The organism is Blastococcus sp. CT_GayMR20, assembly GCF_004570345.1.
In genome coordinates, this window is sequence record NZ_SPQM01000003.1 from 98,407 (window position 1) to 110,528 (window position 12,122).

Annotated in this window: 10 protein-coding genes; 4 read left to right on the forward strand and 6 right to left on the reverse strand. The window is 72.9% G+C overall.

All coding sequences use genetic code 11. The features are described from left to right. Positions 1-196: 196 nt before the first annotated feature. Entirely contained in the window at positions 197-595 is a 399-nt protein-coding gene (locus E4P40_RS01685; RefSeq protein ID WP_135156824.1) for a hypothetical protein, read from the forward strand. Between the two features lie 66 nt (positions 596-661). Then, a complete protein-coding gene (locus E4P40_RS01690; protein ID WP_135156822.1) occupies positions 662-2,590 on the forward strand; it encodes a peroxidase family protein in 1,929 nt (642 codons plus the stop codon). A gap of 79 nt (positions 2,591-2,669) precedes the next feature. Here the strand turns inward: E4P40_RS01690 and E4P40_RS01695 are convergent, their stop codons facing one another. Then, positions 2,670-3,698, reverse strand: a complete 1,029-nt coding sequence (locus E4P40_RS01695) for a potassium channel family protein (protein ID WP_135156820.1) — start codon at positions 3,696-3,698, stop codon at positions 2,670-2,672. Positions 3,699-3,778: 80 nt separating this feature from the next. Continuing rightward, positions 3,779-5,512 carry a class I adenylate-forming enzyme family protein gene (locus E4P40_RS01700; RefSeq protein ID WP_135156818.1) on the reverse strand — a complete coding sequence of 578 codons (1,734 nt, stop codon included), beginning with the start codon at positions 5,510-5,512 and terminating at the stop codon, positions 3,779-3,781. Positions 5,513-5,613: 101 nt separating this feature from the next. Here E4P40_RS01700 and E4P40_RS01705 point away from each other — a divergent pair, with 101 nt between their 5' ends. Further along, positions 5,614-6,465 (forward strand): patatin-like phospholipase family protein, encoded by an 852-nt coding sequence (locus tag E4P40_RS01705; protein WP_135156816.1) that lies wholly within the window; start codon positions 5,614-5,616, stop codon positions 6,463-6,465. Positions 6,466-6,649: 184 nt separating this feature from the next. Here the strand turns inward: E4P40_RS01705 and E4P40_RS01710 are convergent, their stop codons facing one another. The 4 genes from E4P40_RS01710 to E4P40_RS01725 all read right to left on the reverse strand — a co-directional run bounded on the left by E4P40_RS01710 (position 6,650) and on the right by E4P40_RS01725 (position 11,251). Next, entirely contained in the window at positions 6,650-7,663 is a 1,014-nt protein-coding gene (locus tag E4P40_RS01710) for a LuxR C-terminal-related transcriptional regulator (protein WP_135156814.1), read from the reverse strand. A 227-nt stretch (positions 7,664-7,890) separates the two neighbouring features. After that, a complete protein-coding gene (locus E4P40_RS01715; RefSeq protein ID WP_135156812.1) occupies positions 7,891-8,544 on the reverse strand; it encodes a response regulator transcription factor in 654 nt (217 codons plus the stop codon). Beyond that, positions 8,541-10,544 (reverse strand): sensor histidine kinase, encoded by a 2,004-nt coding sequence (locus E4P40_RS01720; protein WP_135156810.1) that lies wholly within the window; start codon positions 10,542-10,544, stop codon positions 8,541-8,543. The genes E4P40_RS01715 and E4P40_RS01720 overlap by 4 nt, the downstream gene beginning before the upstream one ends. A 5-nt stretch (positions 10,545-10,549) precedes the next feature. Next, the gene (locus E4P40_RS01725) at positions 10,550-11,251 is read right to left on the reverse strand and encodes a DUF4386 family protein (RefSeq protein WP_167762073.1); all 702 of its coding nucleotides are present in this window, start codon (positions 11,249-11,251) and stop codon (positions 10,550-10,552) included. A 281-nt stretch (positions 11,252-11,532) separates the two neighbouring features. On the opposite strand from E4P40_RS01725, the gene E4P40_RS01730 reads away from it, so the two are divergent. Next, positions 11,533-12,122 (forward strand): MBL fold metallo-hydrolase (locus E4P40_RS01730; RefSeq protein ID WP_135156806.1); only part of this gene is annotated, 590 nt, incomplete at its 3' end.

Below are 12,122 nucleotides of genomic sequence, written 5' to 3' on the forward strand. Positions count from 1 at the left end.
GATCTCGGGAGCCCGGGAGGAACCTGTGCGCCGCCGGGGGCAGACCCGGTGCGCCATCCACCCAGGGGGAATCCGGCCCGGTCCCTGTCGGAACCGGGATGCGCGCGACGCCAGATCCCTGTTCCGCGCCGCGTGCGTTCCCGCGTGCCCTCCTCCGACGAGTTCGTCCGGTGCGAGCCGGGCGGGGAGGACCGGAGTGTCCGCCATCGGAGCTCTCGGCACGGCCGCCCGTTTCGTCCTCGGGGGCGTCCGCGTCCTGGGCGGGACGGCCGGACTGCTCGCGCCCGCGATGATCATCGGCCGTTTCGGCGACGAGGACCCGGCCCACAACCCGGCCGCGATCTACGGGCTGCGGCTGTTCGGTGTCCGGAGCGTGGTGATCGGCACCGATCTCTTCCGGCTGGAGGGGCGCGCGCTCGAGCGGGCGCTGCGGGCAGCACCCCTCATCCACGCCGGCGACCTGGCCACCGTCCTGACGCTGTGGAGGAACGGGCAGGTCTCGTCCGGTCAGGCCCGCCCCCTGGCCGTGCTGTCGGGGGCGAACACCGCCCTCGCCGTCCTCGCGCTCGCGGGGTCCCGCAGGGGCGGGGGATGACCTTCCGTCGCCCCTGTCCCGCCCCGACCCCGCAGGCCCCCGCCCCACCGCCGTCCAGGAGATCCGATGAGCACCGAGACCCCCGGCCCCAGGACCCTCTCCGGCACGACCGTGCCACAGCCCCGGGCCCACTCCGACGGCCATCCGGCGACCGGCCGCGTCGAGCCGCCGGCCCCCTCGCCCGTGCCCGGCGGGGACTACCGCGAGTCGCTCTTCTGGCGCCTCTACGACACCGTGGCCGAGATCGTCGACCGCAGGGTCGGCTGGGACCGGCTGCCCCTGCCGGGCGGGCTCGCCGTCCTGATCGGCGTCCGCAACGTCCTCCGGAGGGAGAACCTGCACGACCCCTCCACCGTCGTGCCGATCGTCGGCGGCCCCACCGCCCCGCCGCGGACGCCGCAGCACCTGGTGAGCCGCAGCGCCGACGGCTCGCACAACGACCTCGGCTTCCCCGAGATGGGAATGGCGAAGGCCCGCTTCGGCCGCAACATCCCGCTGGACAAGGTCCTGCCGGTCACCCGTGAGCAGCTGATGGAGCCGAGCCCCCGGGAGGTCAGCCGCAGGCTGATGACCCGGACGACGTTCCTGCCGGCCGAGACCGTCAACACCCTGGCCGCCGCCTGGCTGCAGTTCATGATCCGCGACTGGTTCACCCACGGCGAGGGCGACACGACCCGCCTGGTGGAGATCCCGCTGGAGCCCGACGACGACTGGCACCAGAACCCGATGACGATCCCACGGATCCTGCCCGACCCCAGCCGGCCGGAGAGTGCGACCGGCCCGGTCACCTCCGTCAACGGGATCACGCACTGGTGGGACGGCTCGTCGCTGTACGGCTCGACCGCTGCGGAGCAGGACCGGGTGCGCAGCCACGAGGACGGCAAGCTGCGGCTGACCCCCGAGGGGAAGATCCCGCTGCCGGAGGACCCGGAGCTCGACCCGACGCGGGTGCCCGGCTGGTGGACCGGCCTCGGCATGCTGGCCACGTTGTTCGTCCGCGAGCACAACGCCGTCTGCGACCGGCTCCGGACCGACTACCCGACCTGGGACGACGAGGAGCTCTTCCAGCGCGCCCGCCTGGTGATCGCCGCGCTGCTCGCCAAGATCCACACCGCCGAGTGGACGCCGGCCGTCATCAGCCACCCCACGACGGCCTTCGCCCTGCGGGCCAACTGGTTCGGCGTCGCGGGGGAGCGGATCGCCCGCTCGCTCGGCCGGATCAGCGACAGCGAGGTGATCAGCGGCATCCCGGGCTCGCAGACCCAGCACTACGGCGTCCCGTTCTGCCTGACCGAGGAGTTCACCAGCGTCTACCGGATGCACCCGCTGCTGCCCGACCTGTTCGACCTGCGGTCGCTCGACGGCGACCGACCGCTGGCCGAGCTCTCCTTCCCGGAGATGGCCGGGCCGCATTCGAAGGACGTCGACGCCCGGTTCGATCTGGAGGACGTCTTCTACTCCTTCGGGACGACGCACCCCGGGGCCATCGTGCTGCGGAACTTCCCGCACTTCCTGCAGGAGTTCACCCGGCCCGACGGCACCGTGATCGACCTCGCCGCGACCGACATCCTGCGGATCCGGGAGATGGGCGTGCCCCGCTACTGCGAGTTCCGGCGGCTGATGCACCTGCCGGCGCCGAGGACGATCGCCGACATCACCGACGACGCCGAGCTGGTCGAGGAGATGGAGCGGCTCTACGACGGCGACGTCGAGAAGGTCGACCTGATGGTCGGGCTGTTCGCGGAGCAGCGGCCGACCGGGTTCGCGTTCAGCGACACCGCGTTCCGGATCTTCGTCCTCATGGCCTCGCGCCGCCTCAACAGCGACCGGTTCTTCACGACGGACTACCGGCCGGAGATCTATTCACCGACGGGCCTGGCCTGGATCCGCGACAACGACATGCGCACGGTGCTGCTTCGCCACTTCCCGCAGCTGCGCCCGTCCCTGCGGGGAGTGGACAACGCATTCGTCCCCTGGAAGCGGGTCACCGCCTGACGTGACCCGGGCGCGTCACCGTGCGCTGGTCCACCTCATCCTGCTCCCGGGGTGGATCAGCGCACAGCCCGCGAACCGCTCAATGGTGCGAGCGCACGACGACCAGGACGTCCCCGCCCTGCAGGGTGCCGATCAACGGGTCGTCGAAGCGGAAGTTCTGCCCATTGCGCGTGACCGACAGGACGAGGTCGCGCAGCGACCGCGGGTCCAGGCCGACCTCGCTGGCGGACACCGAGCGCTGGTGCAGGTCCAGGCCCGCCCCGCCGGTGACGAGGTCCTCGACGACGTTGACCACCCGCGGTGCGTCGGTCGAGAGACCCAGCAGCCGGCCGGACGTCGCCGACGTGGTGATGACGGTGTCCGCGCCGGACTGCCGCAGCAGGTTGGCGTTCTCCTCCTCGCGGACACTGGTCGTGATCGGCACCGTCGGGTTGAGCTGCCGGACGGTGAGGGTGATGAGGACGGCGGCGTCGTCCCGGTTGGCCGCGACGATGACGGCGCGGGCCCGCTCGACCGACGCCCGGCGCAGCACCTCGGTGCGCCCGGCGTCGCCGACGATGCCGGTCAGCCCGAGGGAGTTCGCCTCGTCGATCGCCCGAGACTCCGGGTCGACGACGACGATCTTGTCCGGGGGCGTGCCGAGGGCCTGCAGGGAACGGATGGCGCTGCGGCCCTTGGTGCCGTAGCCGCACACGATGACGTGCTGGCGCACGCGGGACCTCCACCGACGGATCTGGAACTCCTCCCGGGAGCGCGCGGTCAGCGCCTCCAGGGTCGTTCCGATGAGGACGAGCAGGAACATGATGCGCAACGGGGTGATCAGCAGGATGTTGACCAGCCGCGCGGTCGGCGTGATCGGCGTGATGTCGCCGTAGCCCGTGGTCGAGAGGGTGACCGTCGCGTAGTAGAAGGAGTCGAGCAGGGTCAGGCCGACGTCGTCGCCGTCCCGGTACCCGTCCCGGTCGAGGTAGATGACCCCCACGGTGAAGAGCAGGAGGACCAGACCGATGAGCACCCGGCGCCACACCTGGCGGACCGGGGACTGCTCCTGGTGGGCGAGCCGTACACCGGTGTGCTCGGTCTCCGCACCGACGTGCCCGCTCTCCACCCGGGGGACAGTAGTGAGCGGCGGGCGCTGCTGCGCGCCGCCGCACCCGTTCGGGTCATGAACAGGTGCGGCGCTGCAGGTCAGCCGCCGACCTTCTCCCGCTCCTTGGCGGCCAGTTCACGCTTGAGCACCTTGCCGGCCGCCGAGACCGGGATGGCGTCGATGAACACGACGTCGCGCAGCCGCTTGTAGGGGGTCACCTCGGCGTTGACCGCGGCCATCACCGACTCCGCGGTCAGCGCGGCACCGTCGTCGTCCCCCTTGCGGACGACGTAGGCGATCGGCAGCTCACCGGCCTCCTCGTCAGGGCGCCCGACCACGGCCGCGCCGGCGACCCCGGGGACGCCGAAGAGGATCTCCTCGAGCTCGCGGGGGAAGACGTTGTAGCCCTTGTAGAGCAGCATGTCCTTGGTCCTGTCGACGATCGACAGGTAGCCGTCGGCGTCGAGGATCCCGACGTCCCCGGTGTGGAACCAGCCGTCGGGGTCGATCGACTCGGCCGTCGCGTCGGGGCGGTGGGCGTAGCCGCGCATCACCTGCGGGCCGCGGATGCAGACCTCGCCGCGCTCGCCGGGTGGTAGCGGGTCGCCGCCGTCGAGCGGCCGGATGCTGATCTCGGTGTCGAACACCGGGACGCCGACCGTGCCGGCCTTGCGGGTGCCGGACCGGAACGCCGGGTTGCCGGTCGCCTGCATGGTGACCTCGGTCAGGCCGTAGCCCTCGCCGATGACGGCGTTGGGCAGGAGGGTCTGCAGCTTCTCGATGAGCGTGACCGGCAGGGGTGCGGCGCCGCTGGAGACGCCGCGCACGCGGGACCAGTCGTGGTCGGCGAAGCCGGGCACCTGGAGCAGCGCGACGAACACCGGCGGGGCTCCGCCGATGGCGGTGACGTCGTACTTCACGGCGTCCTCGACGTACTTCACCGGGTCGAAGCGCATGTGGATGACTGTCGTCGTACCGCCCATGACCAGGCCGTTGAGGTAGCCGATCGCGCCCATGGCGTGGAACCACGGCGTCAGGTTCACGATCCGGGCCTGGCCGAGACGCGTGGGGCACTCGTCCTCGCCCAGGACCTGGCGGATGGTCACGTCGCCGGCGCCGTCCAGTTCCGGCACGGAGCCCGAGGTCCAGCACGCCGACTGCAGCACGTTGGTGACGACGTTGCGGTGCGGCAGTTCGACGCCCTTGCTGACGCCGGTCGTGCCGCCGGTGTAGGCCAGGTGGGCCAGATCGGCGGCCGGGTCGATGCCGGCGTCGAGTCGCCGGTCGGTGGGATCGGCGGTGAGCAGGTCGGCGAGGTCGACGTCGCCGTCCGTCAGGTCCAGGCGGGCCGCGAAGTCGACGATGTGTGCTTCGCCGGTGACCACGACGGTCGCGACCGGGGTCTGCGCGAGCGCGCTCCGGACGAAGGGCAGCACCTGGTCCCAGGTGATGAACACCGTGGCGCCGGCGTCGGTGAGCTGGGCGGCCAGGTCGGCCGCGGGAAGCAGCGGGTTGGTGGGGGAGAAGACCGCGCCCGCCAGCAGGACCCCGTAGTAGACCGGCGGGTACTGGCGGCAGTTCGGCATGTGGACGGCGACCACGTCCCCGCGGCCGACGCCGTGGTCGGCCAGCCAGCCGGCGACGGCATGCGCCCGCTCCGCCAACTCCGTGAACGTCAGCGGCTCCTCGTGGTCGATGAACGCCGGCCGGTCGCCCCAGCGCCGCGCGGCCGCCCGCAGGATCGACCCGACCGGTACCTCCGGGTAGTCCAGCGACCGGGGGAGTCCCGGCGGCCAGCTGGCGGTGGTGGGGTCGGACTGCGTGGCGGTCATGCGGAACCTCTCGTCGTCGGAAGGCGGGCACACAGCGTGGCTCAGGTCATACGCGGTGTCGACATCCGGGAGGCGGTCGGAGGATCTGTGAGGATGGCGCCATGAGCGACCAGCGCACCGCCCTCGTCCTCGGCGGCGGTGGCATCACCGGCATCGCCTGGGAGATCGGGCTCCTCGCCGGACTCGCCGAGGCGGGCACCGACCTCAGCGCGGCCGACCTCGTCGTCGGCACGTCGGCCGGGTCGGTGGTCGGGGCCCGGCTCGCGACCGGGGAGGACCTCGGCGAGATGTACGTCCGTCAGCTGGCGCCCGCGACCGGGGAGACGGCGTTCCGCCTCAACCGCGCGACCCTCGCCCAGTTCGGCTGGGCGATGCTGCGCAGCCGCGGTCGGGACGTCGAGTTCCGCCGCCGGATCGGTGCGCTGGCGCTCGCCGCGGAGAAGGCCGGCCTCACGCCGACGGAGCAGGAGCGGCTGGACGTCTTCGACGCGATCCTGGGCGGGAAGGACTGGCCCGAGCGGGACCTGACGATCACCGCCGTCGACGCGGGGACCGGCGAGTTCACGCCGTTCGACAGGTCCTCCGGCGTCCCGCTGCTGTCCGCGGTGGCCGCCAGCTGCGCCGTCCCCGGCGTCTATCCGCCCGTCACGATCGGCGGACGGCGGTACGTCGACGGCGGCATGCGCTCGGCGGCCAACGCCGATCTGGCGCAGGGCTACGACCGGCTCGTCGTGCTCGCGCCCATCCCGCGCGGCTTCGGTCCGATGGCGAGCGTCGACGCCCAGGTCACCGGGATGGTGTCGCGGGTCGCGGTGATCTCGCCGGACAAGGCCAGCCGGACGGCGATCGGGAAGAACGTGCTCGACCCCGCTGCCAGGGCGCCGTCGGCGAAGGCCGGCCGCGCGCAGGCCGCCACGGTGGCCGCGCAGATCGCCGACGTCTGGACCGGCTGAGTACGGCAGACCAGGATGATGGATGGGTCCGTCTCTGTGCAGTTGGGCGAGCTGCCGGAGCCCTGCCGCCCGCCGCCTCGATGAACGACCGTGCCGCGGATCTCCGCTTGACGACCCCTCGGAACATCCGGTCCTCACATGAGTCGTGCCGAACGGGGCGTCTGCATCTGAGGAACGCCCTGACTCACGCACGCAGGGGTGACGGCGACAGTGGCACGTAGAGGCCTGCGCGCTTGGCCCGCACCGCGGCGAGCGTCCTGGTGGCCGCATCGAGCTTGGCGAGGATGTGCTCCAGGTGCGCCGCGACGGTGCGCGGGGCCACCATCAGCGCCCGGGCGATCTGATGGTTGGAACACCCGTCGATCAGCAACCCGAGCACCTCCAGCTCCCGCGGCGTCAGGCCCCGGAGGTCGGTCACGGGCGAGAGGACGACCGTTCCGAGCAGGCGTGCCGCAACTCCATCGGGACTGGCGAGGACGGTCACGCGGACGTGCCCGTCCGGGGCGTGGCGGCCCCCGCGCGGCCACAGGAAGGACGCGTAGTACTGGCCATCGTCGATGCACGAGCGGGCGATGGCGACGACGGGCGATCCCTCCGCGAGCAGCGGGTCGCCGTCGAGGCCGGGCAGTGGTCCGGTGGCTCCGCTGCAGCACAGCACCGCGCCAGCGGTGGCCCCCCGCACCACCCGCGCCACCGCGGCCAGCGAGCGCAATGGATCGGCGCCGCTCGCCAGGACGGGGGTGAGCTGGTGCAGCCTGCGCCGCAGGACCTGGGGCGGTGGCTCCTCACTCCTGTAGAACAGCACCAGGTGTCCGACGTGGCGCTGCCCACCGGCGAACAGGGCGACGCCCAGGGCCTCGTGGAAGCCGGCAGGGATGAAGCACTCGGCCCAGGTCGGCACTTCGACGGCCGGGTAAGGCAGGTCGGACGGGCTCAGCGGCGCCCGGCCCCGGACGGTCTGGGCCCGCTCGATGTCGTGCGCCACGGTGGGGCCGTCCAGGTACTGCAGGATGCTCTCGTCGAGGTCGCTGCTGGCCACTGTGGGGTAGCTGCTGCTCATCGGGTCGGCGAGGGCCAGCCAGGCGGCGTCGAACGGCGCGAGGCGACGAAGCCTGTCCAGCATCTCCCGCGCCCGTTCGGGGAGGGGGCTGGTCGAATCGGCTATCTCGGCAAGCTCGAGGGTCGGCGTCGCCCCCATCGGTTCCCCCCGAGCCGCAGCGTCAGCAGGGCAGGACGTCTCTGCTCGACGTCGCCGGCGCCGGACCCATCCGCGTGCACGAGTACCACGAAACGCGACGGAGTAGTCCCGGTGACTGTGACGAGAACCTCCGATGGGTGAAGGCGCCCTGGACCCATCGGCATCACCCTTGTCAGCCGTCCTCAGGACCGGCTGACCCCTGCCTACGAACGACCGGCTGATCGACCTCAGCGACCGAGGCCGGCGTCCCGGGCCTTGACGATCGCCTGCGCCCGGTCGGCCACCTGCAACTTGGTGAAGATGTTGGACACGTGGTTGCGGACCGTCTTGGGGCTCAGCACGAGGACCGCGGCCAGTTCGGCGTTGCTCCGGCCGGCGGCGATCAGGTCGAGCACCTCGTGCTCGCGGGCGGTCAGCTGCGGGAACACCGTCTCCGTCCCGCGCGGCCGGTCCGCGGTGAAGAACTCGATGATCCGTGCGGCCACCGACGGGCCGAAGATGGCCTCGCCGCCGGCCACCGCGGCGACGGCACGCACGATCTCGGCCTGGTCCGCGCCCTTGAGCAGGTAGCCCCGGGCGCCGGCCCGCATCGCGGAGAAGACCGAGGCGTCGTCGTCGTACATGGTCAGCACCAGGACGGCGACGTGCGGGCTGGTCGCGACGATCCGGCGGGTGGCCTCGATGCCGTCGAGGCCCGGCATGCGCAGGTCCATGACGACGACGTCCGGCTGCCCGGCGTGGGCCGCGGTCACGGCTCCGACGCCGTCGGACTCCTCGCCCACCACCTGCCACCCGTCGTGGCCGGCCAGGAGTGCGGCCAGCCCGCGCCGGTAGAGCGGGTGGTCGTCCGCGACCAGGATCCGCACGGCCGGCTCGGTCACCGCGGGTCCAGCGGCAGGACGGCGACGACGCGCGTTCCGGTGCGACCCGCGGGCAGCACGGTGCAGACCCCGCCCACCTCGGCGGCCCGCTCGCTCATCGCGCCGAGCCCCACACCGGTCGGCGTTCCCTCGGGGATGCCGACGCCGTCGTCCGCCACCTCGACGTGCAGCGCGTCGTCGGCCGCGAGGGACACGCTGCACGTCCGCGCACCCGCGTGCCGGACGCTGTTGGTCACCGCCTCGAGCGCGATGCGGTAGGCGGCCACCTCCGTCGCGGCCCGCAACGGTGGCAAGGGCGTGCTCGCGTCCACCCGGATCTGCAGCCCCGGCGTGCGCAGCGCCAGGCGATCGGTCTGCTGCCGCAGCGCACCGAGGAGGCCCAGCTCGTCCAGCGCGGGCGGCCGCAGCCCGTGCACCAGGCGGCGGACGTCGTCCACGGCCGTGGCCGTCTCGCCCTTCAGCTCCCCGATCAGCGTCCGCGCGGCGGCGGGGTCGTCGTCGATCCGTGCCGCGACCAGGTCCAGCCCGAGTGCGACCCCGGCGAGCGTGGGGCCGACTCCGTCGTGCAGGTCGCGGCGCAGCCGGCGGCGCTCGTCCTCGCGCGCCTGGACCAGCCGCGAACGCGAGGCGCTGAGCGCGTCCGCCAGTGCGGCGGCCGCGACGGCGGCCCCCGCCGGCCGGGCGAGCTCGGTCAGCAGCTGGAGGTCCCGCGCGGACACCGGGCGGCGGTCGCGCCCCTCCAGCAGGAGTCGTCCGACCTGCTGCCCGTGCTGGGTCAGCGGCAGCTCGTGCAGCGGGCCGCCGCGCGGCTCGCCGGCGTCCGCCGACCCACCGGAGGCCACCTCGACCCGGACGTAGGGCAATCGGAGGGAGGCCGCGATCGCCTCGGCGAGCGCGGGCAGTGCGGCGCCGGGCGCCGCCGCTGCCTGCAGCCGGGCCGTGAGCCGGGACAGCGCGGCGTACGGATCCCCGCGGTCGCCGTACATGGCCCGGTCGACCAGCCGCTGCAGCCCGGTGCGCAGGGGCAGCACCAGCGCACCGATGATGCCGACGGCCACCGCGGTGGCCCAGCCGTCCGCGGCCAGCGGCCGGCCCAGCGCCCAGACCAGGGCCGTGTAGAGGACGACGATGGCGCCGGTCAGGCCCGCGTACACCAGCGACCGGTTCAGCACGACGTCGATCTCGTAGAGCCGATGTCGCACGATGGCCACGCCGATCGCGGCCGGCACCAGCGCCAGCACCACCAGGCTGCTCACGGCGAGCCAGACCGGCGGCTGGGCGTCGCCCGGGGAGGCGATGACCAGCAGGCACAGGGTCGCCGCGATCAGCAGGAGGACCAGCTGCCGGCGTTCCAGGCCGCCGGGCGCCGCCCGTCGCCAGCGCACGGCCAGCGCCGCGATGCCCGCGACGACCCCGAAGAGGACCAGCGGGAAGCCCAGCGCGCCCACCGCCTCCAGGACCGGCGCGGCGCCCTCGATGCCGATCGGGTTGGCGGCGACGGGATGGTTGAGGAAGGGCCCGGGCATCAGGGCGCCGGGGAGCACGAGGCAGCCGATCGTCAGCACGGCGACCGGGACCAGCCACCGCCAGCGGGGAGAGGGCACCCGGCCGTCGGGGTAGAGCAGCAGGCCGAGGGTGAACAGCGGTGCGAAGCCGAGCGCCCAGATCCAGGAGGACACCCAGGCCGCCACCGAGGCGCCGGGCAGCGAGCCGGGACGCGTGACCAGGCCGTACTGCGCGTACTGGTAGACGAACGCGGTGAGCGCCATGGCCGTCGCCGAGCCCAGGTAGAGCCGGCCGAGCCGGTTGTCCGGTCGCCGGGAGACGATGAGCGCACCCACCAGCGCGAAGCCGAGCGACAGCGGGACGTTGGCGAGCACCTCGACGTCGCCCAGCAGGCCGCTGTGGGTCCAGCGTTCCCACAGCACGGCGGCAAGGAGCAGGGCCGCGCAGACCGCCGGGACGATCCACGCGGCCCGTGCCCAGGCCTCGCGGCGCATGGTCCTCATGCTGTCCTGGCTGCACCCGCCGGAACAACCTCTGCCGGACGGCCGGGCCGGATCGGGTCCCCGGCCGGGCGGGCGCGGACGGTCAGGACGACGCTGACCGCGACGATCCAGACCAGGCCCAGCAGGAACGGGACCGGGACGTAGCCCGCCGGGTCGAGGATGCCCGCCGTCCCGGCCGCGATGGTCAGCACACTCACCACGACCCCCGCGGCGGCCAGCCACCGGGGAACCAGGCGGGTGACCAGGGTCGCCAGCGCGGCCGCCCCCACGAAGATCCCGAGCGTGTAGCCGCTGATCACGAAGCCGGCGCCGCCGATGTCCTCCATGGTGCGCGCGAGTTCGGGGGACAGGTCGTCGGCGCGGAACCGGGCGGCCAAGGCCGGCGCGACGGAGGAGATCTTCACCGCGACGGTCACCAGCCCGGCGCCGAGCGCCGTGGCGGCGAGCCATCCGTCGGCGGTCTCGGCGCGACGCAGCGTCCGGTACAGCGCGCCCAGGAAGACGAGGAACAGGGCGAAGCCGAGGATCTCGAGGGTCAGCCCGAAGGCCTGGACGGGGGAGAAACCGCGCTGCAGGTCGGCCAGGACGGCGGCGGCGTCGTCCCCGTCGCTGGTGCCGGCCTCGGCGAGGCCGTTGCCGATCAGGATGGCGAGGACGTAGACCGCCCCGCTCGCGAGTGCCAGCCGCTGGGATCGCATGGTGGTTCCTCTCGGTCGGTGCGCGGCCGGGCGCCGCGCCGCACGACCGACGGTGGTCGGACGGTGGTCCCGGCACATGGGACCGCCGTCCCGACTCCTGTCCCGGGCAGGCCCACCTACCCGAGCCCGGCAGCGGGGAACTGTGGTGGTCGTCGTCCTCCCCGCTGATCGCACCGATGAGTCATGACAGCTCCGACCGTCCATGCATGGGCGTGACCTCACCCAGTGAAGGAGCTCGTCATGACTCACCTGCCAACAACGATCCCGGCGGTCGGTACACGATGAGCGCCCCCGCTTCCATCACCATCACGCCAGTCCACGTTGCCGACCTGCGCGCCGAGGGGGAGCTGATGCCGGTCTACGTGCACGTCATCGACCATCCCGATGCGCGTGTGCTGGTCGACACCGGCATGACGGAGTTGCATCCGGCAGTGGCCGACATGGATCCCCGTCTCCGCCCGTTGAGCGAGCAGGACTTCGATCTCGCCGGCATCGACATCGTGGTCAACACACACCTGCACTTCGACCACTGCGGCGGCAACCACCTCTTCGCCGGGAAGCCGGTCTACGTCCAGCGGGGGGAGCTCGACGAGGCGCGCAGTGAGGACGACTACACCATTCGCGAGTGGGTCGAGGCGCCCGGCGTGCGGTACGTGCCGGTCGACGGCGAGCTCGAGCTGCTTCCCGGAGTCCGACTCGTCCCCGCACCGGGCCACACACGGGGCACCCAGGTGGTGGTCGTCGAGACAGGCGGGCGTCCGGTCGTCGTCGCCGGCGACGTCGCGGTGTGGTTCGGCGAGCTCGACGAGCCGCAGACCGCAGGCCAGCTGCGGGTGCGTGCGCTCGACCCCGAGCTGGTCTGGCTCGCGCA